Below are 23706 nucleotides of genomic sequence, written 5' to 3'. Positions count from 1 at the left end.
GCTCATGCGCCGGTAGTAGCGAAGCGTTCGCGATAAACCTTGGGCGTGATGCCCAGCTTCTTCATGAACACCCTGCGCATGTGCGCCTCGTCGGTAAAGCATGCGCGGGCGGCGACGCTCTTCAATGGCAGCGCCAGGTCGGCCAGCAATTGCGTGGCGCGTTCAAAGCGGCACATTTCGATAAATTCCTGCACGCTGAGTCCCACTTCCTGCTGGAAGACGCGGGCGAAGTGGCGCTCGCTCATCATCGCCTTTTGCGCCAGCTGCGAGACGGACAGCCGCTCGTCCAGATGGTCGAGTATCCAGTTCTGTAGTTCGCGGATATTCGGCCGGGTAGTGCGCTCGCTGCGCAAGTGCGTGCTGAATTGCGACTGGCCGCCAGGGCGCTTAAGGTAGACCACCATCTCCGTCGCCACTTCCAGCGCCAGGTCGCGGCCGTAATCTTCTTCCACCAGTGCCAGCGCCAGGTCGATGCCGGCGGTGACGCCGGCCGAAGTCCATACATTGTCCGAGCGGATGAAGATGGCGTCGGCATCGACTTCAATTGCCGGATACTCGGCCTGCAAGCGGTCCGCCACGCTCCAGTGGGTAGTGGCGCGCTTGCCGTCCAATACGCCGGCGGCAGCCAGGAAGAATGCGCCCGAGCACAGCGCCGTCAACGACTTGATGCGCGGCGCCACGCTGGCTACCCAGTCGGTGATGGCCGCGCTTTCCTGCATCGCCTGCTGGATATGGCGCGCGCCGACGATGATGGCATTGTCCGGCAGCGCCAGCGGATTCAGCGCCTTGGTCGCTTCCAGCGACATCAGTGTGTCGGAGCGTACCGGGCCGGTTTGGTGAGAAGCGATGCGGACATCGTAGCCGGGTGCTTTGCCGCGCCGCTGCAAATGCAGGTTGGCGTATTCAAAGACCGACATCGGACCGATGGCCTCCATCGCTTTAAAGCCTGGATAGACCACGATATCGACCGTGACCGGAGGCTTGGGTGAAGATAGGTTCATAAGGTACTCAGGAAAATCCGGTCATTATTGTATCAATTCCTGCCATTCTCATTTGGCGACTACCACGCGTGAGCCGGCAGCGGTCACAATGTCGTCATCTTTTTACGGGAGCACGCATGAAAACCAAAGCAGCAGTTGCATGGCGCGCCGGCGCGCCGCTGACCATTGAAGAAGTCGACCTGGCCGGCCCGCGCGCCGGCGAGGTGCTGGTCGAGCTGAAAGCCACCGGCATTTGCCATACCGATTACTACACCTTGTCCGGTGCTGATCCGGAAGGCCTGTTCCCGGCCATCCTGGGCCACGAAGGCGCGGGCGTGGTGGTGGATGTTGGTCCGGGCGTGACCACGCTGAAGAAGGACGATCACGTCATTCCGCTGTACACGCCGGAATGCCGCCAATGCAAATTCTGCCTGTCGCAGAAGACTAATCTGTGCCAGGCGATCCGCTCGACCCAGGGCCGTGGCCTGATGCCGGATGCGACCAGCCGCTTCTCGCTGGACGGCAAGCCGCTGTTCCACTACATGGGCACCTCGACCTTCTCCAACTACATCGTGGTGCCGGAAATCGCGCTGGCGAAGATCCGCTCTGACGCGCCGTTCGACAAGGTGTGCTACATCGGTTGCGGCGTGACCACCGGCGTGGGCGCGGTGCTGTTCTCTGCCAAGGTGGAGGCGGGCGCCAATGTGGTCGTCTTCGGTCTGGGTGGTATCGGCCTGAACGTGATCCAGGCGGCCAAGATGGTTGGCGCGGACAAGATCATCGGCATCGACATCAACCCGGCACGCGAGGCGATGGGCCGCAAGTTCGGCATGACCCACTTCATCAATCCGAAAGATGTGGAGAATGTGGTGGACGCCATCGTCCAGTTGACCGACGGCGGCGCCGACTACAGCTTCGAGTGCGTCGGCAATACCACGCTGATGCGCCAGGCGCTGGAGTGCACGCACAAAGGCTGGGGCCAGTCCTTCATCATCGGCGTAGCCGCTGCGGGCCAGGAAATCTCGACCCGTCCGTTCCAGCTGGTGACCGGCCGTGAATGGAAAGGCTCGGCTTTCGGCGGCGCGCGCGGCCGCACCGACGTGCCGAAGATCGTCGACTGGTACATGGAAGGCAAGCTGAATATCGATGACCTGATCACGCACCGCCTGAAACTGGAAGATATCAACCAGGGCTTCGACCTGATGAAGAGCGGCGAATCGATCCGTTCTGTGGTGCTGTACTAACAGCAAAAATGGACCGGGTTCTGGTAAGCTCGGTCCATGATAAAAATATCGGGACGACTCTCGGCGGCTTGCCTGTTGCTAGCATCTGCAACGGCGCACTGCGGGGACTGCATCGGCTTTATTCCCAGTGGTGGTGGCGGCAGCTTCTGGAAGAGTGTCAACAGCGGCGCTGTTGATGCAGGCAAGGAGCTGGGCTACGACATCTATTTTCGTGGTCCGCAGGCCGAGGACCAGGCAGGCATCCAGAACATGGTGCTGGAGATGATACGCCAGCGCGGCTGCAAGGCCGTGGTGATCGCGCCTGGCTCGCTGGAAGTCCGTCCCGCCATCGACAAGCTGCGTGACGCTGGCATTCCCTGGATTTATGTTGACCGCAGCATGGGCGCGCAAGCCGCTGCCGGCATGGTCGGCACCGACAATTACAAGGCCGGCCAACTGGCTGGCGAGGCGATGGCGCAGCGCTTGAACGGCAAGGGAACGGTGCTGCTGTTCCGCATGAAGCATGGCTGGCAGACCACGGACCGGCGCGAGCTTGGCTTTGCCGACGCCGCGCGGCGCAAGGGATTGAAAGTCATCGACGCTGGCTACCTGGGCGCGGTGTATGGCACCGCAATGATCAATGGCTCGGCGGCTCTCGGCCGCTACAAAGGCCAATTCCAGGGCGTGTTTGCGCCGAACGAAGCGACCAGCATGGCCGTGCTGGCGGCATTGCATGAACAAGGCATCGCCGGCAAGGTCGCCTACATCGCGGTAGACGTGACCGACCGGCTGCTGGAAGGCGTGCGTGACGGCACGGTGGCTGGCCTGATCGCCCAGGCGCCGCACGCGATCGGCTACCAGGCCGTGCGCATGGCCGCTGCCGCCATCGACAAAAAACTACCTGCCCAGCGCGAGGTGATACTGGACGCGGTCTATCTCACAAAGACGAATATTGAGAGCTATCTGCCATAGCCTGTCTTGCCCACAATAGCAATAGGCCGATAGTCGCCGAGAGGGCCATCACCATGGCCATCACAGTGAGCTGATTCCCCGCCAGCAGTCCGACCAGCGCGCCGGCGCTGGCGCCACCCAGCATCTGCATGGAGCGCAGCAGTGCTGCCGCGCTGCCGGCGATATTGCCGACCGTGGCCAGCGCCTGATGGGTGGTGTTTGGCATGACGATGCCGGCACAGACGTTACTCAGCATGACGCAAACTGTGACCAGTGCAATCGACGCGGCGCCAGACATGGCAGCGGCCAGCAGCGCAATGCTGATCGCAGCGGAGCCAATGACGCCAACGGCCAGCAGCCGATCCGCTCCCCAGCGATGCGCGAGGCGTGCGCCCGTGGCCGCGCCCAAGATGGTGCCGGCGGCGGTGAGCGCGAACAGCGCGCCATAAGCGCCGCTTGATACGCCCAGCATATCGATGAAAACAGCCGACGAACCGGTTATGTAGGCAAACATGGTGCCGAACGATGTCGCCAGCAGGGCGGCGTGTATCAGATAGTGCTTGTTGCGCAACACCTGGCCGTAGGCGGTCAGGGCGGCGCTCAAGACACTGCGGTTGTCGTGATGATCATCCGCAGGCTGCGGCCGTGTTTCCTTGTAGCCGAAGCTGCCCAGCAGCAGTAGCGCGATGCCAACCACGCCCAGGCAGGCGTAGATCAGCCGCCAGCTACCCAGTTGTAGCAGCCCGGCGCCGAGGACGGGCGCCAGCAGCGGCGCCACCGCGTTGACCAGCGCGACATGGGACTGACGCGACAGCGCAGCGTGGCCGCTGTACACATCGCGCACGATGGCGGCCGGCAGTGCGGCGGCCGCGCCGGCTGCGAAGCCCTGTATCAGCCGCAGCAACAGCAGCGAACCGATCTGGTCCGCACAGGCACACGCCAGCGCAGCGAGCGAGAACATGCCAAGGCCGAACATCAGCACGGGCTTGCGGCCGTAGCGGTCGGACAGCGGGCCGAACAGGATCGGTCCCACCGAGAAGCCCAGCAGGAATACCGTCAAGGTGCGGGTGGCCTCGCCGATGCTGATGTGAAAAGCCGATTGCAGCGCGGGGATGGCTGGCAGGCCCATGTCGATCGCCAGCGGCGGCAGTGCGGAAAGAAGGCCGAGCATGACGATGTAGAACGGCGAGCTGGAGGGGATATATTTGCGTGGCATAATGGAACTGTATCGTTAGGCGGTACAGTATAGCACTGTATCACGATGCGGTACATTTCTCATGAGGAGCTTATGGAAGGCATCCAGGTCATCGCGCGCGCGGCAGCGATACTGCGTGAAGTCGGCGCGCAGCCGGACGGACTGAGTCTGGGGAAACTGGCAAATGCAACCGGTCTGGCCAGGTCCACGGTCCAGCGGATTGTGGATGCGCTGGAAACCGAACATCTGCTGCAGGCCGGCGCGGGTGGCGTGCGTCCCGGCTGGGGCTTGCGGCGGCTGGGCGAATTGCCCGGTTCCGGCATCGCCCAGGAGTTGCGGGCGGCGCTGTATCAGCTATTTGAGGCAACGCATGAGACGGTGGACCTGTCCACGTTGAGCGGCAGCGAAGCGCTGTTTATGGATCGCTTTCTGTCGGATCAGGCCGAGCGCGCGGTGCCAACCTTGGGTGGGATTTATCCGGCCTATACGATGGCCACCGGCAAGGCTTTGCTGGCCTGCCTGTCCAATGCAGCGATCACCCAGCTGTATCTCCACGCGCCGCTGCAATCACTGACCGTGCATTCCATCACCAGCATGGATGAGCTGCTGCGCCAGATCGCGGGCATACGCGCCGGTGATTTCGCTTACGACCTGGAAGAACATGCGCTGGGACGCAGCGCGATTGGTCTGCCGATTGGCATACACAAAGGTGTGCCACTGGCGATTTCAGTGGTACTCCCTAGCCAGCGTTTCGAGCGCCAGCGCGCGACTGTGGAAGCGGCGCTGCGCAGTTGCGCGGAGCACTGCCGGGACCGGTTGAGCGTGATGTAATCTTGCGCACCGGCTGAAGCTGCGATAACATGAGAATAATTCTTATTTCCATTTAAGCGGACAATGCCGGCGGTCGAGATCAACTTGCAGCAGCAGGTGGCTTCCCTGTACAGCGACCATCATGGCTGGCTGTTTGGCTGGCTGCGCAAGAAACTTGGCTGCGCCGACAATGCGGCAGATGTCGCGCAGGATACCTTCATGCGCATCATCACCTCGCGTGATGCGGTGATGCGCATGCAGGAGCCGCGCGCCTACCTGACCACCACCGCCAAGCATCTGATGGCGAACCGGGTGCGGCGGCAGCTGATCGAGGAAGCCTATCTGGCCGAGTTGTCGCTGGCGGCCAGCCAGTGCGAAGGTTTCCCGTCGCCGGAGCAGATTTGCGCTGCCGTCCAAGCGCTGGAGCAGATAAGCAACGCCTTGCAAGGCTTGCAGACCAAGCCGCGCCTTGCCTTCCTGCTGCATTATCTCGACGGTCAAACCCAGGCCGAGGTGGCGGGCGAGCTGGGCATATCTACCCGCATGGTGCAGAAATACCTGGCGCAGGCGCTGCTGCATTGCCATCTGACCGGTTCCGCACTGTGACCGATGATATCGCGCGGCAGGCGGTGCAGTGGATTGTCCAGCTGTCCGCCGATGATGATGGCGAGCGCGCTGAAGCGGTGGCCGGCTTCGATGCCTGGAAGGCCGCCGACCCGCGCCACGCGGAAATGGCGGCGCGCATGCAGCGCATCATTCACCAAACACAGACGCTGCGCGGAGAGCAGGGCGGTGGAGTAGGTCCGGCCCATGCCGCGCTGAGCGCGGCGCAAGCAAGCGGCAGGCAGCGTCGCCCGAAACGCGCCATCGCCGCCCTGGCACTGGCCGCCGCCCTGGCCGTCCCGTGCTGGCTGGCGCTGCAAAGCTACCCGCCTGGCTATCTGATGGCGGACCTGCGTACCGGCACCGGCGAATGGCATACCACCACGCTGCCGGACGGCACCCGCATCACACTGGGCAGCGCCAGCGCTGTCAATCTGCGCTTCGATACGCAGCGCCGTGCGCTGGAGCTGGTGCAGGGGGAGATGCTGGTGGATGTCTCCCATGACGCCAACCGGCCATTCCTGGTCGAGACGGACGAAGGCAGCGTGCGCGCGCTCGGCACGCGCTTTGTGGTGCGCAATGAGCGTAGCGCCACCACGCTGTCGATGCTGGAATCCCGCACGCTGGTGCGCACCGCCGCCCAGCGCGCCCATCCCGATCCATCCCAGCCGGGCGTCGCAGTCGGCGCGGGCCAGCGGGTGCGCATCTATCCCAACGCGCTGGGGCAGTTGGAAAGCATCGACGGCCGCAGCATCGAGGACGCCTGGAGGTTCCATCAACTGGTGGCGCAGGGCCGGCTGCTGCCGGAAGTGCTGGATGAGTTGGGCCGTCACCGCAAGGGGCGTATCCAGTTCAATCGCGCCGAGCTGCAAGACATCAAGGTGTACGCCGTGCTGCCGCTGGATGATACCGACCGCGCGCTGCAACTGCTGGTGGACAGCCTGCCGGCGCTGCGGGTTCGCAAGTTCAGCCGCTATCTGGTGATGGTGGATGCGGCGGAGGAAAAATAATTGGCGCTTCCGGTTCGTGTTTTTGCTTCTCGCGTGTCAAGCAGGGTGAGATTAACTTAATAGGAAGTCCACGCCATGCAGTTCAAGCACATTCCCCTGGCAGCGATGATGTTGTGCGCCAGCGCCGCCATCCACGCCCAGAACAAACAATTTGATATTCCGGCCGGTCCGCTGGGCGAGGCCTTGAACCGCTTTGCCCAGCAGTCCGGTGTCGCCATCGTAGTTGAGGCCAACCAGGTGCAAGGCCTGCTGTCGCCTGGACTGACGGGCAGCTATGGCGTGGACGAGGGTTTCAATACGCTGTTGCGCGGCAGCGGCTACGCGATCGACAAAACGACGGCGGGCTACCGGCTGGTGGCCATCCCCAAGCCGGCCGGCGGGATGGCGCCGGATTCCGTCCTGCCCGCCGTGAGCGTGAAAGCCGCTAGCGAGCATGCCGATGGCCCGGTGCCGGGCGTGGTTGCCAAGCGCAGCGCCACAGGCACCAAGACCGACACCGCCATCGTCGAAGTGCCGCAATCGATCTCGGTGATCGGCGCGCGCGAGATTGACGACAAAGGCATGGTCACGCTGACCGATGCACTGGCGCAGACGCCGGGTGTCGCCGTCAATCCCTTCGGTTTCGATTCGCGCGCACCGGACTGGGTGATGCTGCGCGGCTTTGACGGCTGGTACACCAGCAGCTACCGCGACGGCCTGGCGCAGAATGTCGGCATCACCTTCCTGGGCGTGCAGACGGAAATTTACGGGCTGGAGCGGCTGGAAGTGCTGCGTGGCCCGGCTTCGGTATTGTTTGGCAAGGGCGATGTGGGCGGCGTGGTGAATCGTGTCAGCAAGGTGCCTGGCCTGGATGCGCAACGAGAAATCGGCGTACAAGCTGGCCGCTATGACCGCAAGCAGGTGATGGCGGATGTCGGCGGCGCGTTGGATGCGGATCAGCATTGGCTGTGGCGCGTGGTCGGGGTTGGTCTCGACACTGGCACGCAGGACACTTACCCGAATGGCACGCGCATGCAGCAGGAACGCCAGTACCTGGCGCCGTCGCTGACCTGGAAGATCTCCCCGCAAACCGCGTTGACGCTGCAAGCCGAGCTGCTGTACGACGACAGCGACGACGATGTTCAATACGTCACCGCCGCCGATGGCTCGCCAACCCGCGTCAAGGAAGGCGATCCGCGCTATAGCCGCATCAAGACCGAGTCCGAGGCCGCCGGCTACCAGTTGAGCCACCAGTTCGACAACGGCTGGCAGTTGCAGCAGAAGATGCGCTATGCGCACCGCTACATGGACAAGCATCACATCCTGTCCTTCTTCGACGCCGATCCGAACCAGCTGCTGCGCCAGGCGCGGCACGATGTGGAATCGGTCAACGAGACTGCGCTGGATACGTCGGTGCAGGGCGCTGTCACGGCCGGCGGCGTGACGCATCGGCTGCTGTTTGGCGTGGACTACGACCGCAGCCGTGCCGAATGGCAGCGCTGGCAGGGCATGGTGGCGTCGCTGAATATGCTCAATCCAGTCTACGGCATTGACCTGCCGACGCCCACCGCACAGTCGCGCGACAAGCAGGTGGTGAGTGAGCAAATCGGTTTGTACGCGCAAGACCAGATCCGCTTCGACGATCACTGGCGCGTCACGCTGGGCGCGCGCCAGGACCGCGCCCGCACCCGGCTGAACGACAGGCTGGGCGAGGTGCGCGATCAACGCAGCGACAACGCCACCACCGGCCGCGTTGGCGCCAGCTACCAGCTTGGCAATGGCTGGGCGCCTTATGTCAGCTATGGCGTATCCTTCGTGCCGGTGCTGGCGATTGACGATGACCTGCTGTTCAATCCTAGCCGAGGCAAGCAGATCGAACTGGGCGTCAAATACATTCCGGAAGACCAGCCGCTGTCGTTCACTGCGGCCGTGTACAACCTGAAAAAAACCAATGTGGTTTCCTACGACCCGGTGGAATTCATTCCGCATGCCTTGGGACAGGTGCGCTCGCGCGGCCTGGAGCTGGAAGCGCGCGCCGAATTGAGCAAGCAGCTGTGGCTGACGGGTTCCTTCACCGCGCTGAACATGAAAATCCTGTCCAGCGCGATACCGGAAGAGGTGGGCAATACGCCTATCCTGACGCCAAAGCAAACCAGCTCGCTATGGCTGGACTACGCACAGGCTGGCAGCGGCGCACCGGGCTTCAGCATAGGCGCCGGCGTACGCTACACCGGCAAGCGTTATAACGACGCCGCAAACAGCTCGTTTGAAAAAGGCTATACGGTGGCCGATGCCGCCATCCGCTACGACACCGGCCCGTGGCGCCTGGCCCTCAATGTCAGCAATCTGTTTGACAAGGAGTACCTGAGCGGCCGCGCCTACGGCAGCTACTTCCGTGGCGCCGAGCGTAACGTCATCCTCACGGCGAAGTACCGCTGGTGACCTTGACCTCTGGCCGTGGCAGTAGCTTGACCACGGCCAGGTCATTGGCCAGCTTGAACTCCTGCGCGAGTGCGCGCACGCTGGCGGGCGTCAGTGTGGCGGTCAGCTGCCTGCTGTCGTCCAGGTAGCGGGCGTCGCCGTACTGGGCGTAGCTCAGTTGCAGACGGCTGAACTGGGCGCTACTGTCGGCGGCACGCTTGGACTCGTCGCTGCGCATTTGCTGGATTTCCTCGCTGAGCATGGCGTCGTCCAGCTGCTCCGGCAGGCGTTCCAGCACGCGCCTGGCGGCCGCCCACAGTGTATCCAGACGCTCCGGTGCGGCGGTAAAGGATAGCTCGCTGGACAGGCGGTTGCGGCCTGGCTCCAGCGTCAGCTTGTAGCTCAGGCGGTAGATGCCGGCTTCCTTCTCGCGCAGCTCCTGGCGCAACTGGCGATAGACGATGCGCGACAAAATCGCGGTGCGCATCGCCCGTTCCGGCGACCATTGCAGCTGCTGGCTGCCGATCACGCGCAAGCTGCCCTGTGGCTCGATGCCGATTTCCAGGCGGCTTTCGTGATAGCCGGCGGCTTGCAGCAGGGGGCTGGCGGAATGGGCGGCTGCCTGGCGCGGTATGCCTGCCAGGTAGCGAGCGGCCAGTTCTTTTACCTGCCCGGGATCCGCAGGACTGCTGACGAAGTAGGTGGCCGGCTGGCTGCTGATGTCGCGCCATTGCTGGCGAACGGCCTGTAATCCGGCTGGTGTCATCAGCGCGCGCACGGCGCCTGCGTCGGGATAGCCATCTTGCGGCAGCGCGCCATAACGTAATTTTGCCATTTCCGCCGACATGCGTTCGTTCACGCTATCCGGACGACGCGCTGACTGGCGAGCCAGTTGGCGGCCGGATCCGTTCAGGGCGGTCATGGTGATGTCGCTTAGCGTCTGGCGGGCGGCGTATAGCTGCAGCAGCTCCGCCAGTTTGGCTGGTTCGGCCTGAGCGCTGTAGCTCAGCTGCGTTTCGCTGTGCTGCTGTGACAGGTTCAGCTTGCGCTCGCTGGTCCAGCGGCGCAGATCGCCTTCCGCCTGGCCGTTGAGGTCCGCATTCTGCCCAAGCTGCGCCGCCAGCTGCCATTGCCACGATGGCGCGCCAGGCAAACGGTAGCCGGCACCGCTTTGAGCGACGAAGCGGGTTAGCGTGTCTTGCGGTGCGTGCCTCCAGATCAGGATGTCGCCATTGGATAGGGTCCAGCGTTGCGCGCCTTGGCCGATATCTTCCTGCTTTGTGATATTGCCGGTGGTACCGTTGCCCGGCATTCGGACAGGGACCACTTCCGGCGCAGGCGCGGCTTTGGTCGTGACCAGCGCGGGCAGGCTGGTGCTGGCGACCGATCGCTGCATCGCGCCCACTTCGGCAACGCTTGGCAGCGCCAGTGGGCTGAGTCCGGGCGCCATCATGAACAGTACGCGGTCCGGGGCGTTGATCCAGCTGCGCGCGCGCGCGTTGATGTCATCGGCGCTTAAAGCGGCGAGGATCTGGCGTATCTGCGCTTGCTTTTGCACGGGATCTTGCAGCACGCGTTCCGCCTGCACAGCCTCACCGAGCATCTGCACCCAGCCGGAGAAATCGCGTGCCGCCTGCTGGGCCGGGCCTTTCTCGTTGAGGCGGCGGACCTCGTCGATTTCCGCGCGAATATCCTGCGCGCGCAACCCTTCGCTGAGCACCCGCTGGCGCAGCAATAGTATCTGCTGCAAGCCCGCCTGGTGCCCGTCCACCGCCACGCTGGCGGCAAGGCCCAGCGATGCGGTCGATTCGCCAAGTTCGCCCTTGGAGCTGGTCAGCGATTCCACGCCGGACGGCAGATTCTCCGCCACTTGCCGCACCAGCGTACGCAAGCTGCGCTCCGCGATGCGGTCGATGATACGGTCCCGCAGGCCGGCGTCATTCTGTTCCTTGTTCACGGCGAAGCGGTTAACCCATCCAACCTGGCTGCCGCCGCTTTCCGCATCCTGCAAGCGGACGATGCGCAACTGCTCGCGCAGGTGCGGATCAGCCGCATTCCGCGCAGGCAGGGTGCCCGGCTTCAATGTACCGAAGCGGGCGCGGATGTCCGCTTGCAGCTGGGCCTCATCGACATTACCGACCACAATCAAGGCCATATTCCCCGGACGATACCAGTCCGCATAAAACTGGCGCAGTGACGCTGCGGGCTGCTCGGCGATGCTACGCTCCGTGCCGATGGTTGGACGCTGCGGATACAGCGATCCCTCGCGCAGCATGGCGCGGCGTTGTTTTTCCATGCGTTCGCGAACGCCCAGCTTGGTGCGCCATTCTTCCCGAATAATCTGGCGTTCGCGTTCCAGACCTTCGGCCGGGATCTGCGCGCCGCCGGCGATTTCGGACAGCGCCGTCAAGCCGGCGCTGATACGCTCCGGCCGCTTGTCTAGCGCCAGCTGGTACAGTGTCCGGTCGAAATTGGTCTGCGCGTTGTAATGCTTGCCGATGCGCCAGCCCTGGCTTTCCATATAGGTCCGCAGACCTTGCGGATGGCCGGTGGTGGCGTGAAATACCATGTGCTCGACCATATGCGCCACGCCGGACTGGTTGTCGCGCTCGTCCAGCGAGCCGACGCGCACCAGCAGCTGCATCGACACCTGGCTGCCCTTGTCCTTGACGATGTAGTACGAGAAGCCATTCTCCAGCTGCCCATGCCGCACGCGGCTATCCCACACAAAATCTTCGGCGCTGGCGCACAGTGACAGCGCCACGCCCAGCGCGAATAAAGCCAGTTTAGAACGCATAGCCGATCTCCAATGCAAAGGTGCGGCCGCGCTCATACGCTACAAAGCTGTCGCTGATAGCCATCTGGTTTTTCTTGTTGGTGATGTTCTCGATGGTGAGTTTCACGTCCAGTCGCTGGTCGCGATAAACACGCGGCGACCAATGCACCACCGTATCGAGCGCAGTCGAACGCGGCAGGTTGGCGATCTCGTAGTTGTCGATGCTGGCGCCCTGATAGATGACCGTGCCGTTGCGGACGAACTGCTGGTAGCCGCCGCGTACGCGCAGGATATTGCTGATGCTGAGCTGCTGCGAGGCGATGGTGCTCATGGCGCCGACGCGCAAGGTCCACGGGCGATTGAAGTTATCGGCCGGCTTTTCCGAGTAGTGCATCACTTTGCCGTCGTAGTTAATCAGCGTATCGTCGAGTAAGCTGGCGCCGACCGTCGACGTGTAGTCCGAGTAGTTGGAGGTGATGTCGCTCTTGTTGGCTGCCACCCACATGCGCGTGGCCACGTTGCCGGTCTTGAATGCGCGCGCGTTGGACCAGCTCACGGTCAGGTCCTTGGCAATGCTGGCGCCATTATTCGTGTAGACGTAGCACTGGCTGCCAGCGCAATCGGTCTGGCCGCGCTTGATAATCTTGACGATCTGGTCGTGGCCATTGCGGCGCGTGAAGCGCACGCTCAACGGGCCGGCCAGCAGGTCGCCGTCATAGGTCAGGCCAGCCGTGAATTCGTCATCGTAGGGCGAGCGCATATCGTCCAGCCGGTTCTCCGGGCGATTGATGGCTGGCGCGCTAAAACTCAGCGTGCCGTTGCGGCTCTGCGTGGTCTTCAGCGTGGCGATTTTTTCCTGTAGCGCGTAGGCGAACAGGTTGCGTCCATAGTAGCGGTTCAGGCCCACATCGAGGTACAGCGGATCGGCGGCCTGCCAGCCCAGCTTGAGGCGCGGAGCTACGCTGGTGTTGCCGGTCAGGCCATCCTTGTCGGCGCGGATGCCAACACGCAGTGTCAGGTTGCGCCAGCTCAGGTCATCTTCCACATAGCCGGCCCATGAGTTGGTGCTGAGGTCAAAGCTGCCAGCACGATAAATCATCAGATTGCGAAAGTACTGGCCGGCGCCTTGAATCAGCGTCGGCGCACTGGAACAGGCGGCGGTGTCATAGCTGCCGTCACTCAGCTGGCAGTTGGCCATGGCGCCGCTGGCCGGCAGCAGCGCCGACGTGTAGTAGTAATACTGGTCCTTCAGCCGTGCATACTCCGCCTCCTGATGGCGGGCTTCCAGGCCGGCCACTACGCGGTGCTTGCTGGCGCCCAGCGTGAATGGTTTGAACACCGAGCGGAATTTATATTCCAGCGACTTCATTTCCTGATCGATGTCGCCCCACGAGCCTTCGCCGCTGGTCGGATTGGTGGTGGCGGTCGGATCGCCCCAGTTCTTGTCGGTGGACCAGCGCCACAAGCGGTATATACCGGCGTCGCTACGGCGTGATTGCTGGTTACGCGAATAGGACAGCTGATTGGTCAGGGTCGCCATGGCGTAGCGCGATTCCAGCCGGCCGCTCAGGTTCAGGCCACCGCCGTCGATGGTGTAATCGCCGTCACGAAAATTCTCGATGTAGTAAGTGTTGGCTGAGGGCGCGTACACCATGGTCAGCTCGGCCTTGTGCGGGCTGCCTGCCGGTGTGTAGTCGGACTTGACGACTAGCGTATCCTGCTTGCGGCGCTGGGTCATGTCCTGACTGAGCGTGCTGTCTTCGTTGGCGGTTTTGAAGCGGCGCAGCGGAATGGCCGAGGTTTTGCGGACGGCGCTGACCAGCACTCCCCATTCGTCTGTTGGCCGCGCCTCCAGCGTGGTCTTGTAAGTCCATTTGCTGAAACGCGGCTGGTAGTTCTCGTTCGACGATTGTTCAAACTCCACCTGCCGCGCAGGATCGATGAACAGCGTGCTCCAGTCGGACGAGGTGTAGCCGACCGCCACGCTGCCGCCCAGCTTCTTGCGCGCCGAGCACACGCGCGACGTGACCACGCCGCCGGTAAAGCGGCCGTATTCGGCCGAGACATTGGCATCCTTAACTTCGATATCGCACAGGATGCTGCTGTCGATCGCCAGCGATTGTGCCGAACCCGGTATCAGTTCGATGCTGCTGGCGTTCATTTTGTTGCCAGGATCGATGTCATTGGCGATGGAGACGCCGTCCAGCAGGATCTCGTTCTGAAAAGGCTTGGCGCCGTGGATGCTGATTTCGGCCGGCGCGATCTCGCCGCCGGTATGCGAGGACAGCAGCGCTTCGGCGTACTGCACATTCGGATTGAGTTTGAGCTGGCTGGTCAGGTCACCGTTGATGGTGGCCAGGTTGACGATCATTTCGCGGTCCAGCTTGTCGACAGTTGCCAGCGTGGATGCGGTGACGGTGATTTCACCCATTGCCGCATCCGGCTTGGCCTCGGCCAGCGGCTCGCGGGACGGTGGCGTGGCACGCTCGCGCAGGATATAGGCGCCGCTACGGGCCAGCACTGCCTCATAGCGGGTGCCTGTCAGCAGCGTCTGGAAGCCGGCTTGCAAATCGTACTTGCCCTGCAAGCCTCTGGATTGCAGGCCGCGCAGCAGGTTGGCGTCAAAGACCAGGATCACTCCGGCGTCGGCGGCGAAGCGGTTCAGCGCCTCGGCCAGCGGTGCGGCGGCGATGGTGTAGGTTTTGGAAGGGGCATCAGCGGCGTGCGCCGGCAAAATCACCCCGGCGCTCAGCAACGCGGCGAGCAGGGCAGTCTTGGGGACCAGTTTCATGTGTTCGGCTCAAAAGTTATCTTGTTACTGGTAAGCCGAACGAACATCAGAAAAGGACAACGGCCAGGCAAAATATTTTCAACGGGGGCGGAATTGCCAGCCGTCCGCTGTTTTGTCGAGCCGCACGGCCAGCACGTCGGCCAGGGTTTGCAGCGAACGTTGCGGTGCGTCGATCTGGAAGGTGCCGGACACCCGGCGGCTCGCTACAGCCGGCGCCACCGCGACCGGCTGGCCGGATTGCAGTGCGAATTGCTCGGCAAATTCCGCGAGCGGCATATTCATGGCCATGATCAGGCCTTTGGTCCAGGCGTCTTCGGCAACCGGCGCACGTTCAGGCTGGCCGCAGCCGGCGGCGCTGAAGGACACCCGTTGGCCGGCTTCGATGCGCACTGTGGCGCCATTCAGCGGCAGAACTTCGACAGCGTGCTGCTGCACGGCCAGCGCGGTGCGTGTTGGGTATTCGCTGATGGTCAGCCGCGTGCCGAGTGGCCGTACCATGCCGTCGCGCGTCAGAATTCGCAAGGGCCGCGCTTGCGGATCGCTGCCGCTGGTCAGTTGCATCGCGCCATGCGACAGATAGATGTCGCGTGCGCCGGCATGGAAGGCGACGCCGATGCGCGTATCCGATCCCAGCCAGAGCTGGCCGCCGTCCGGCAGCCGGATGGCGCGGCGCTCGCCGCGCAGGGTGCTGTTCCAGGCGATTTGTGGCGCTGCCGGCCGGGCTGGCAGCAGCGCGTAGATCAAGCCGCCCGCCAGCGCCAGGCCCAGTGCGCCCAGCGCATGCCGGCGCGGCTTGCGTTGCGGCGCTTGCAGCGCAAGCCGGGTCTGGCGTGGCGCTGCGGCCAGCAGGCTTTGCAGCTTTTCCACCTTTTGCCAGGCCAGTTGATGCGCGGCGGCGGCGTCGTGCCAGCGCTGCCAGCGGGCGCGCGTTTCTGTCGAGGGATCTTCGGCCAGCAGCAGGAACCAGTCGGCCGCTGCCTCCAGATGCTGTCCGGTCAGCGGCGTCACAGACATTTCAAGCACTCCGTAACCGCCTTGCGCATGTATTTCTTGACGCTGCTAACGGAGACATCCAGCTCGCTGGCGATGCTGTCGTAATCCAGGCCGTCGATCTGCGACAGCAGAAAGGCTTGCCGCACCTTGGGACCGAGGCCGGTCAGCATGAGATCGATGGAGCATAGCGTTTCCAGCAGCAGCGCGCGTTCTTCGGGCGAAGGCTGCAAGGCCTCCGGCACCAGCGCCAGCTCGGCCAGGTAGGCCTGCTCGATGTCGTTGCGGCGGAAGTGGTCGATCATCAGCCCGCGCGCGATGGTGGCCAGGTAGGACTTGGGCTGGGCGATGTCCGCCACCACCGGACGGGACTGCAAAATGCGCAAGAAAGTGTCCTGCGCGAAGTCGGCAGCGCGGTCCGAGCAATGGCCCAGCCGCGCCCGCAGCCAGCCGGTAAGCCAGGAACTATGCTCGCGATACAGACTTTCTACACTGACAGCCAATGCGCATCCCTCTTAAATAAATGAGAATTATTATCATTTAAAAAGGGGATTGTAGCAGGTCTTTTGCGTATTCCGGTAGTTTTGAAGGCCAGCGGAGTTTCAGGCCTCGCTCCACTGGCGCAGCAGGTTGTGGTAGTGCGAAGTGACGCCAACCACCTCGTCGCAGTCGCCGAGGCGGGCGCGCAAGGCCTGGATATTGCGGTCCAGGTCGAACAGCATGCAGCGTTTCATATCGTCGCGTACCATGCTCTGGCTCCAGAAGAACGAGCAGATGCGGGCGCCGCCTGTGACCGGCTCCACGCGGTGGATGCTGGTGGATGGATAGACGATCAGGTCGCCGGCCGGCAGCTTGACTTCGTGCGTGCCGTAGGTGTCTTCGACCACCAATTCGCCGCCCTCGTATTCGTCGGGATCGGTCAGGAACAGGGTCGATGACACGTCGGTGCGCAGCCACTGGCCGTTGGGCGACATGCGGCGCATCGAGCCGTCCACATGGTTGCCGTAAGTGCCGCCGCCCGCGTAATTGTTGAACATCGGCGGGCAGGTGCGCAGCGGCAGCGCCGCCGAGAAGAACAGCGGGTTGCGCGCCAGCGCATCCAACACGATCTGGCCTAACTCGGTGGACAGCGGCGTGAATTCGGCCAGCTGGCGATTATTCTTGACCTTGACGCCCTGGTCGCCGACCGTGGCGCGGCCGTCGATCCAGTCGGCGTCTTTCAGGCGCTGGCGCATATAAGCCACTTGTTCGGGCGTCAGCACGCCGGGGATATGTAACATCATGCTTGTGCTTCTCCATAGTAGAAAGTGTTTTGCAGCGCTGCCGCTGTCATTGGTTCGCTGAAGTAAAAGCCCTGTGCCTGGTCGCATTTCAGCTGGCGCAGGAAGTCGCGCTGCTGCGAGGTTTCGACGCCTTCCGCCACCACCGTCAGGCCCATGCTGTGCGCCAGTGCGATGACGGCGCCGGCGATCGCGCCATCGTCGGCATCGGCCGAGATGTCGCTGACGAAGGAGCGGTCGATCTTCAGCGCGTTGATCGGGAAGCGCTTCAGGTAGGACAGGCTGGAATAGCCGGTGCCAAAGTCGTCGATGGCCAGTTGCACGCCCATGTCGCTCAGGCGTTGCAGTGTGACGGCGGCGGCGTCCGGCCGATCCATCAGCACCGATTCGGTGATCTCCAGTTCCAGCACATCCGGCCGGCAGCAGGTTTCCTCCAGCACCCGCGCCACCATCGTGTCCAGTCCCGGCTGGCGGAACTGGCGTGCCGACAGATTGACGGCGATGCGCAGCGACGGCAGTCCGGCGCGTTGCCACGCCACCTGTTGCGCGCAGGCGGTGCGCAGCACCCATTCGCCGATGGTGACGATCAGGCCGGTTTCCTCGGCAATGGTGATGAAGGCGTCCGGCATCACCAGATGCTGGCCGGCCGGCTGCCAGCGCAGCAGCGCTTCGGCGCCGACCACCGTGCCGCTCGCCAGGTCGATTTGCGGCTGGTACTTGAGTTGCAGCTCGCCGCGCTCGACCGCATGGCGCAAGCCGCTTTCCAGCGTCAGCCGGTCCAGCGTGCGGGCGTTCATTTCTTCGGAATAGAACTGGTAGTTGCCGCGCCCCATGGCCTTGGCCTGGTAGAGCGCGGCGTCGGCGTTTTTCAGCAATGTTTTGCCATCGGCGCCGTCGCGCGGGAACAGGCTGATGCCGACGCTGCACGCGGGCGCCAGCTCATGGCCCTGGATCAGCATCGGCTCGAACAGCGCGTTGAGGATTTTTTGCGCCAGTCCGGCGGCGATATTCTCGTTGGGTAGCTCCGGCAGCAGTACCACGAATTCGTCGCCGCCGAAGCGGGCCACGGTGTCGGCGTCGCGCACCGCATGTTTGAGGCGGCGGCCGACTTCGACCACCACCCGGTCGCCGGCGTCATGCCCCAAACTGTCGTTGATGGTCTTGAAGCGGTCGAGATCGAGAAACAGCATGGCGACCTGGTTGCCGCTGCGGCGCGCCTGGGCGATGGCCTGCGATACGCGGTCCAGCAGCAAGGTGCGGTTGGCCAGACCGGTCAGCGCGTCGTGGCGCGCAAGGTGCATCAGTTCTTCCTCGAACTGCTTGCGCTGGGAAATGTCTTCGATCACCGCCACCAGCGTGGCCGCGCTGCCGTCCGGCTGCATGGCGGTCACCGTCGCCTTGACCCAGACCTGGTGGCCGCCCTTGCACAGATAGCGCTTTTCGCGGGCGGAGGTTTCCAGCTCGCCGTGCGCCAGCGCGTGCAATAGCGGCGCGTCCATCTGCCAGTCTTCGGGCGACACCAAGTCGGACAGGTGCATGGAGCGCAGTTCTTCTTCGGTGTAGCCGACGATGTCTTGCAGCTTGCGGTTGACGCGCAGCCAGCGGCCTTCGGCCGACAACTGCGCCAGGCCGACTGCCGCTTGACCAAAGGCTGCGCGGAAGCGGGCCTCGCTGTCGCGCAGCTGCTTGCGGCTTGCTTGAATGTAGGTGTCCAGCGCCAGGCCCATGTCGAAGCTGGCTACTTTCATCAGCGCGTTATAAGTGGGCAGCAGCAGGGCGGGGCGGTCGTGCAGCAGCTCCTGCAACACCGGGCCGAGATCGCCCAGGTATTTGCGGTAGGCGCCGATATACCATTCCGGCGCCAGGCCGATGCGCTGGTGGGCCAGGCCGACGCGCAAGCGGTGGCGTACGTAGTCGGGGCCATAGTCGCCGGCGGTCAGCGTCTCAAAATACGCGCCTTGCAGCTGGTGCAGCCGGTCCAGTACCACCGGGTCGGCCAGCATCCTGCGCAGCACCGGCATGGTCTGCAGATGGCGATAGAAGCCGGCGATGATTGCCGGTAGCCGTGCTTGCAGCAGCGGATGGATCTCGCGCAACAGTCTGATGTCCTCGGCCGTTACCTCCAGAAACAGCAGGCGCTGCTGGATGTCGGCGTCGGAGATCATCATGGTACTGGCGGTACGGTCCAATTCCGTCGGGTCTGCAAGCATGCGTGGCTTCCTATGGTGGGCCGACGCGCAAGGGCGCGCCGCGCGCGGCAATCAGTCTAGCCCGCGCGGCAACGCAAAAAAATGTCCTAAATCAAGTAAGAATGCGTTTAGTTATCGAAAATTCAGCCTGAGGAGCGCTTGCTTACTTAGGGCCGTAGTGGTTGTAGATGGTGGCGTTGCCGTCCTGTTTGACCAGGTAGACGTCATACGGGTCCTGGCGTGGACCTTCCATGCCGGGCGAACCCATCGGCATGGCTGGCACCGCCAGTCCTTTGGCTTTCGGTTTTTGTTTCAGCAGGCGCTGGATATCGGCGGCCGGTACATGGCCTTCCAGCGCATAGCCTTGCACGACGCCGGTGTGGCAGGAGCCGAAGCGCTGGGGAATGCCAAACTTTTCACGGTAGTCGGAAGGGTTGTCCACCTCATGTGCGTGAACGGTGAAGCCGTTCTTTTCCAGATGCTTGATCCATTCCTTGCAGCAGCCGCAGGTGGCGCTCTTGTACACATCGACCACCGGCGATGCGGCCCATGCCGTGGCTTGAATGGACAACAGTATTGCTACTGTGATGCGTTTCATATTTACTCCCTTGGTGTTAAGCGTACCGGCACGATACGGTGCTACAGGCTTGCTGATCTTTGATGCAAATCAAACTAAGCTTAAGTGAGAATGTGTGTATTTTTCCGCACGCCAATTTGTTATTATTGATACATTGCTTTAACTTCAAATACACATGACCGCTATTTCCTTGTTTCTGCTGATCGCTGGCGCTGCCTTGCTGATCCTGGGTTTTAAGAAAAACAATCGCGCATTGCTGGTGGCTGCCGCATTCGTCTGGCTCGCACATGGCGCTGGCGAGGACTTCGTCCGTGGATTTAAAGATGGCATAAGCCATAGTGCCAAACCGGCCGCCACTTAAGTGAGGTATTTCGGGCGGATGCTGGATATCTGCGGCGTGGAGAACTCGGGCGAGTTATTCAACGTCTGGCGCTATGGATTCCCGTATGGCTGGCTAAGCTAACGCCGACTGTCTCAATTCGCTTCCTCCGGCTTTAACACCATTTCTACATGGTTCTTGCGGTCGAGGAAGCGTTTTGCGGCCGCCTTGATGTCTTCGGCGCCTACGCTATTGATGCGCTGCTCGACCTTCAGAATTTCGTGCGGGTCTTTATCTTCCAGCACGCCCTGGCGCAGGTAATTCATCCAGTAGCCGTCCTCGCGCAGCGCGCGACGGTAGGATTGAAGCCGGGCTTGCTTCACCTTGTTCAGATCCTCCACCGTCGGCCCCTCGGCTTGCAGGCGCTCGATTTCGGCCCAAACAGCGGCTTCCACCTTCTCCACGTTTTGCGGTGAGGTCGGCAGCGAAATCGCCACGGCGTATGAGCCGCGCGGTATTTTTTCGTAGCGAACGCTGGCGCCGCCGGAATAGATGAGCTTCTGCTTCTCGCGCAGTTCGTCGGTGATGCGCAGGTTCAGCACGTCGGCCAACAGGCTCAGTGGCCAGGATTCCGCGTAGACGTATTGCACGTCGCCGCCAAAATCGAAAGTGACCAGGCTTTTCTGCTCGACGCCTGCTTTGACTTCCTGCCGCAACACGCCTGGCACTTGACGGATGCCCGCATCGCGGTAAGTGAGCGGCAGGTCGCTTACTGGCAGAGTCGCCACATAAGTCGCCAGCAAAGGCTTGAGCTTTTCGATGTCGAAGTCGCCAACGAACAGGTAGGTCATGCCCTTGGCCGACGACATGCGCGTGCACAGCAGGTTCAGCGTGCGGTCCAGGTTGAGCTTTTCAAAGTCCTGCGGCAGCGGCGGCAGGTCCAGCTGCGGGTGGTTGCCGAAGACGGTTTTCATGCGTGCTTCAGTAAAGCGCATTTCCGGCATGGCGGAGCGGTTGCGCACCGATTCTGCGCTGCGCGTGATGAAGGAGCGGAACAGATTCTCGTCGCGGCGCGGGCTGGTCACGGACAGGTAGTTCAGTTGCAGCATCGATTCGATGTCTTCGCTGCGGCTGCTACCGCTCAACTGGTCTGCATACAGATTCAGCTGAGCGCTGAAGGAGACGGCTTTGCCAGCCAGCACGCGTTGCAGATCGGCTGGCGTGTAGGAACCGACACCCATCGCATTCTGTACCGCGCTGGCGAAGCGGACGGTGCTCTTCTCGGAGAGCGGGAAGGCATTCTGCCCGCCGGGCCGCACCGCCAGCATCAGCACCTTGTCCTTGCTGAAGTCAGTGGGTTTGAGCATGACCTTGACGCCGTTGGACAGCGTCAACGTGGTCACGCCGAGTGTCTTGTCTTCGGTCTGGTTGATGACGGTACCGGGTTCCGGCTTGTAACTCATCAGATTGGCCGGCAGCGCTTTCTCTTCGGGCTTCGTCACCGGCAGTTTGGCGGCTGCTTCCGCGCGCGCCAGCAGTTCGCTGCCGGTCGGCGCCGTCTGTCCAGCGGGGACGCTGTTGTTGTGGGCGAAGTACAGCACCAGCTTGGGCGCGGTCGCGGGGATCATGCTCTTTGCATAGGCGTTGACTTCGTCCAGCGTGATGGTCGGCAGCAGCGTCTTGGCGTAGGCGTTTTCCTGATCGGCGCCGGGAATCGCGCCACCTGCCAGGAAGTGGCGGATGTACGGACCTAGCACGATAGCCGAATCACGGGTGGCGCGCGAGCTGGCGTTGTATTCGTAACCGGCCAGCATATTTTGCTTGGCCACGTCGAAATCGTTGGAAGGGAAACCGAACTGGCGGGCGCGCATGTTTTCCTGCACCAGTGCGTCGATCGCCGCATTGACGCCAGCCTTGCCAACTGCGGCCGCTGCGGTAAAGCCGAATTGGTTGACGCCGAATGGCACGGCATTTTCGCCAGCACCGCCGCCGAGGAAAGGCGGTTCCGCGACCTGGGTCAAGCGGCCGAAGCGCATCTTCATCAGCTGGCTGAACAACTGGCGAACCAGAGCATCACGGAATTCACCGACGGTTTCCGGCGGCTTGCGCGCAAAGGTCGAGTAGTACAGCAGCACGTTGTTGGCCGGCGCTTCCTTGTCGAGAAAGACCAGGGCGTCCGGCGTAGCCAGCGGCGCCGGCGTGTAGGTCGGGCGAGGGCGCGGATTGGCGGGCATGCTGAGGCCGGCGAAGTGACGCTTGATCATCTTTTCCGCCTGCTCCGGATCGACATCGCCGACCATGATCACGGCCATCAGATCCGGGCGATACCAGTCGGCATAGAAGCGGCGCAGGGCTTCTGGTTTGGCGTTCAGGATCGAATCCTCGGTGCCAATCGGCAGCCGGTCCTTGTAGCGCGAGCCGTTGGTCAGCTTCGGCAGCATGGCTTCCGTGCTGCGCTGGCCGTAACCGGCGTGCATGCGCTTTTCCTGCAGCACGATCTGGCGCTCGTCGTCAATGTCCTTGTCGGACAGCGTGAGGCCGTGCGCCCAATCCTCCAGCACGGTCATGCCTTGTTCCAGATTGGCTGGCTTGTCGGTCGGGATGGGCAACATGTAGATGGTCGCGTCGAAGCCGGTGGAGGCGTTCAGGTCCGCGCCGAAGCGGACGCCGATTGATTGCAGATAGGCGATCAGTTCATGCTTTTTGAAATGCTTGCTACCGTTGAACGCCATATGCTCCAGCAGGTGAGCCATGCCGCGCTGGTCGTCGTCTTCCGACACCGAGCCTGCGTTGATGACCAGGCGCAGTTCGACGCGCTGGGCTGGCTTGGCGTTGCGTTCGATGTAATAGCTGAGGCCGTTGTCGAGCTTGCCGGTCTTTAGATTGGGATTGGCGGGCACCTTGTCGCTTAGCGCCGGTGCTGCGGCCACTGACGCAGCCAGCAGCAGGCCGGCGATAAGCGCAGGGAAGGTCAGATGTTTGGTCATTGCGTGGTCCTGTCATGGATAAGCGGGCGACCGTCCCTGCAACCGGATCGAGGGGCGCACTACGGCCGTCACCAAGGCAGACTTTAATCAAAAAACATCTTTCCATCAACGAAACAATAAGTTTTTTGATAAGGTGATGGCGAAGCGCGTGCTTGTCAGTCAAGGAGGGGAGTCGATGGCGTGACAAAGCGCGTATTTCGGAGTTGCCATGGTCGTGTATAGTTTTCCATCAATCAATTTTTATGATTTGTTATGACTTTTCATTCCCGACGCGCGCGGTCGCTGGCGATCTTGAAAGATACGGGCATCTGGCGCTGCAATTATGAGCCTCCATATCTGCGTCTGCTTTGGCGGATGGGCATCGACATGCCACCGCCTCACTTTATGCCCTTTTTTCAAACGGTGGTTTTGGCGGCTGGGTGGTTCAGCGGTGCTTGGGGCGTTTGCATGTGGTTCTCCATGTGGTCACAGCAAGGCCTGAGCGGAACGGCCGCCATCGCCGTTTCTTGTTGCGCCGGACTGTTCTTTGGATTTTTGATGGCGCTCTACTACGCGCATGCACGTCGCAAATACGGCTTGCCGTCGTGGGCGTCGTTGGGTGAAGTCCAGAAGCGGGAATGATGCT

At 62.5% G+C, this 23706-nt stretch carries 19 protein-coding genes; 9 read left to right on the top strand and 10 right to left on the bottom strand.

Going from position 1 to position 23706, the window contains the following annotated elements; translation table 11 throughout:
• Positions 1 to 2: 2 nt before the first annotated feature.
• Positions 3 to 1001, bottom strand: a complete 999-nt coding sequence (locus tag KW842_RS04090; protein WP_218302786.1) for a GlxA family transcriptional regulator — start codon at positions 999 to 1001, stop codon at positions 3 to 5.
• 116 nt (positions 1002 to 1117) lie between these two features.
• Between KW842_RS04090 and KW842_RS04085 the strand changes: the two genes are divergently transcribed.
• Entirely contained in the window at positions 1118 to 2224 is a 1107-nt protein-coding gene (locus tag KW842_RS04085; protein WP_090179756.1) for an S-(hydroxymethyl)glutathione dehydrogenase/class III alcohol dehydrogenase, read from the top strand.
• Positions 2225 to 2299: 75 nt separating this feature from the next.
• Positions 2300 to 3175 carry a substrate-binding domain-containing protein gene (locus tag KW842_RS04080; RefSeq protein ID WP_218302785.1) on the top strand — a complete coding sequence of 292 codons (876 nt, stop codon included), beginning with the start codon at positions 2300 to 2302 and terminating at the stop codon, positions 3173 to 3175.
• Here KW842_RS04080 and KW842_RS04075 read toward each other — a convergent pair.
• Positions 3141 to 4370: a multidrug effflux MFS transporter gene (locus tag KW842_RS04075; RefSeq protein WP_218302784.1), complete on the bottom strand. Its 1230-nt coding sequence runs from the start codon at positions 4368 to 4370 to the stop codon at positions 3141 to 3143. The two genes, KW842_RS04080 and KW842_RS04075, sit on opposite strands and share 35 nt — an antisense overlap.
• A gap of 72 nt (positions 4371 to 4442) precedes the next feature.
• Between KW842_RS04075 and KW842_RS04070 the strand changes: the two genes are divergently transcribed.
• The 4 genes from KW842_RS04070 to KW842_RS04055 all read left to right on the top strand — a co-directional run bounded on the left by KW842_RS04070 (position 4443) and on the right by KW842_RS04055 (position 9193).
• Positions 4443 to 5180, top strand: a complete 738-nt coding sequence (locus KW842_RS04070; RefSeq protein ID WP_218302783.1) for an IclR family transcriptional regulator — start codon at positions 4443 to 4445, stop codon at positions 5178 to 5180.
• Between the two features lie 63 nt (positions 5181 to 5243).
• Positions 5244 to 5765, top strand: a complete 522-nt coding sequence (locus KW842_RS04065) for a sigma-70 family RNA polymerase sigma factor (protein ID WP_218302782.1) — start codon at positions 5244 to 5246, stop codon at positions 5763 to 5765.
• Positions 5762 to 6772, top strand: coding sequence for a FecR domain-containing protein (locus KW842_RS04060; RefSeq protein ID WP_373925125.1), 1011 nt, complete (start codon positions 5762 to 5764; stop codon positions 6770 to 6772). Before KW842_RS04065 ends, KW842_RS04060 begins: the two co-directional genes overlap by 4 nt.
• Before the next feature lie 75 nt (positions 6773 to 6847).
• A complete protein-coding gene (locus KW842_RS04055; protein ID WP_218302780.1) occupies positions 6848 to 9193 on the top strand; it encodes a TonB-dependent siderophore receptor in 2346 nt (781 codons plus the stop codon).
• Here the strand turns inward: KW842_RS04055 and KW842_RS04050 are convergent.
• The 7 genes from KW842_RS04050 to KW842_RS04020 all read right to left on the bottom strand — a co-directional run bounded on the left by KW842_RS04050 (position 9171) and on the right by KW842_RS04020 (position 19796).
• Positions 9171 to 11969 (bottom strand): M16 family metallopeptidase, encoded by a 2799-nt coding sequence (locus KW842_RS04050; RefSeq protein WP_218302779.1) that lies wholly within the window; start codon positions 11967 to 11969, stop codon positions 9171 to 9173. The two genes, KW842_RS04055 and KW842_RS04050, sit on opposite strands and share 23 nt — an antisense overlap.
• Positions 11959 to 14739, bottom strand: coding sequence for a TonB-dependent siderophore receptor (locus KW842_RS04045; RefSeq protein ID WP_218302778.1), 2781 nt, complete (start codon positions 14737 to 14739; stop codon positions 11959 to 11961). The genes KW842_RS04050 and KW842_RS04045 overlap by 11 nt, the downstream gene beginning before the upstream one ends.
• Before the next feature lie 78 nt (positions 14740 to 14817).
• The gene (locus KW842_RS04040; protein ID WP_218302777.1) at positions 14818 to 15753 is read right to left on the bottom strand and encodes a FecR domain-containing protein; all 936 of its coding nucleotides are present in this window, start codon (positions 15751 to 15753) and stop codon (positions 14818 to 14820) included.
• Entirely contained in the window at positions 15744 to 16232 is a 489-nt protein-coding gene (locus KW842_RS04035; RefSeq protein ID WP_218302776.1) for a sigma-70 family RNA polymerase sigma factor, read from the bottom strand. The genes KW842_RS04040 and KW842_RS04035 overlap by 10 nt, the downstream gene beginning before the upstream one ends.
• A 99-nt stretch (positions 16233 to 16331) precedes the next feature.
• Positions 16332 to 17012: a Fe2+-dependent dioxygenase gene (locus tag KW842_RS04030; RefSeq protein ID WP_218302775.1), complete on the bottom strand. Its 681-nt coding sequence runs from the start codon at positions 17010 to 17012 to the stop codon at positions 16332 to 16334.
• The gene (locus tag KW842_RS04025; RefSeq protein WP_218302774.1) at positions 17009 to 19219 is read right to left on the bottom strand and encodes a bifunctional diguanylate cyclase/phosphodiesterase; all 2211 of its coding nucleotides are present in this window, start codon (positions 19217 to 19219) and stop codon (positions 17009 to 17011) included. The genes KW842_RS04030 and KW842_RS04025 overlap by 4 nt, the downstream gene beginning before the upstream one ends.
• A 142-nt stretch (positions 19220 to 19361) precedes the next feature.
• Positions 19362 to 19796, bottom strand: coding sequence for a DUF411 domain-containing protein (locus tag KW842_RS04020; RefSeq protein ID WP_218302773.1), 435 nt, complete (start codon positions 19794 to 19796; stop codon positions 19362 to 19364).
• A 154-nt stretch (positions 19797 to 19950) separates the two neighbouring features.
• Between KW842_RS04020 and KW842_RS04015 the strand changes: the two genes are divergently transcribed.
• Complete coding sequence (locus KW842_RS04015; protein WP_218302772.1) at positions 19951 to 20136, top strand: hypothetical protein; 186 nt, start codon at positions 19951 to 19953, stop codon at positions 20134 to 20136.
• Positions 20137 to 20238 (top strand): DUF4844 domain-containing protein, encoded by a 102-nt coding sequence (locus KW842_RS27840; protein ID WP_373925124.1) that lies wholly within the window; start codon positions 20137 to 20139, stop codon positions 20236 to 20238.
• Positions 20239 to 20249: 11 nt separating this feature from the next.
• Here the strand turns inward: KW842_RS27840 and KW842_RS04010 are convergent, their stop codons facing one another.
• A complete protein-coding gene (locus KW842_RS04010) occupies positions 20250 to 23081 on the bottom strand; it encodes a pitrilysin family protein (protein ID WP_218302771.1) in 2832 nt (943 codons plus the stop codon).
• Positions 23082 to 23333: 252 nt separating this feature from the next.
• On the opposite strand from KW842_RS04010, the gene KW842_RS04005 reads away from it, so the two are divergent.
• Positions 23334 to 23702, top strand: coding sequence for a DUF6404 family protein (locus KW842_RS04005; protein ID WP_218302770.1), 369 nt, complete (start codon positions 23334 to 23336; stop codon positions 23700 to 23702).
• Positions 23703 to 23706 lie beyond the last annotated feature (4 nt).

It is taken from the genome of Duganella sp. sic0402, from assembly GCF_019219065.1.
In the GTDB taxonomy this organism is placed as follows: Bacteria; Pseudomonadota; Gammaproteobacteria; order Burkholderiales; family Burkholderiaceae_D; genus Rugamonas.
This window is presented reverse-complemented; position numbering and strand designations above follow the sequence as displayed.

What these genes read in the sequence shown, in the direction of transcription:
- KW842_RS04090 (WP_218302786.1), bottom strand. Translation starts at nt 1,001, where the DNA reads ATGAACCTATCTTCACCCAAGCCTCCGGTCACGGTCGATATCGTGGTC.
- KW842_RS04085 (WP_090179756.1), top strand. Translation starts at nt 1,118, where the DNA reads ATGAAAACCAAAGCAGCAGTTGCATGGCGCGCCGGCGCGCCGCTGACC.
- KW842_RS04075 (WP_218302784.1), bottom strand. Translation starts at nt 4,370, where the DNA reads ATGCCACGCAAATATATCCCCTCCAGCTCGCCGTTCTACATCGTCATG.
- KW842_RS04070 (WP_218302783.1), top strand. Translation starts at nt 4,443, where the DNA reads ATGGAAGGCATCCAGGTCATCGCGCGCGCGGCAGCGATACTGCGTGAA.
- KW842_RS04065 (WP_218302782.1), top strand. Translation starts at nt 5,244, where the DNA reads ATGCCGGCGGTCGAGATCAACTTGCAGCAGCAGGTGGCTTCCCTGTAC.
- KW842_RS04055 (WP_218302780.1), top strand. Translation starts at nt 6,848, where the DNA reads ATGCAGTTCAAGCACATTCCCCTGGCAGCGATGATGTTGTGCGCCAGC.
- KW842_RS04050 (WP_218302779.1), bottom strand. Translation starts at nt 11,969, where the DNA reads ATGCGTTCTAAACTGGCTTTATTCGCGCTGGGCGTGGCGCTGTCACTG.
- KW842_RS04045 (WP_218302778.1), bottom strand. Translation starts at nt 14,739, where the DNA reads ATGAAACTGGTCCCCAAGACTGCCCTGCTCGCCGCGTTGCTGAGCGCC.
- KW842_RS04040 (WP_218302777.1), bottom strand. Translation starts at nt 15,753, where the DNA reads ATGTCTGTGACGCCGCTGACCGGACAGCATCTGGAGGCAGCGGCCGAC.
- KW842_RS04030 (WP_218302775.1), bottom strand. Translation starts at nt 17,012, where the DNA reads ATGATGTTACATATCCCCGGCGTGCTGACGCCCGAACAAGTGGCTTAT.
- KW842_RS04025 (WP_218302774.1), bottom strand. Translation starts at nt 19,219, where the DNA reads ATGCTTGCAGACCCGACGGAATTGGACCGTACCGCCAGTACCATGATG.
- KW842_RS04020 (WP_218302773.1), bottom strand. Translation starts at nt 19,796, where the DNA reads ATGAAACGCATCACAGTAGCAATACTGTTGTCCATTCAAGCCACGGCA.
- KW842_RS04015 (WP_218302772.1), top strand. Translation starts at nt 19,951, where the DNA reads ATGACCGCTATTTCCTTGTTTCTGCTGATCGCTGGCGCTGCCTTGCTG.
- KW842_RS04010 (WP_218302771.1), bottom strand. Translation starts at nt 23,081, where the DNA reads ATGACCAAACATCTGACCTTCCCTGCGCTTATCGCCGGCCTGCTGCTG.
- KW842_RS04005 (WP_218302770.1), top strand. Translation starts at nt 23,334, where the DNA reads ATGACTTTTCATTCCCGACGCGCGCGGTCGCTGGCGATCTTGAAAGAT.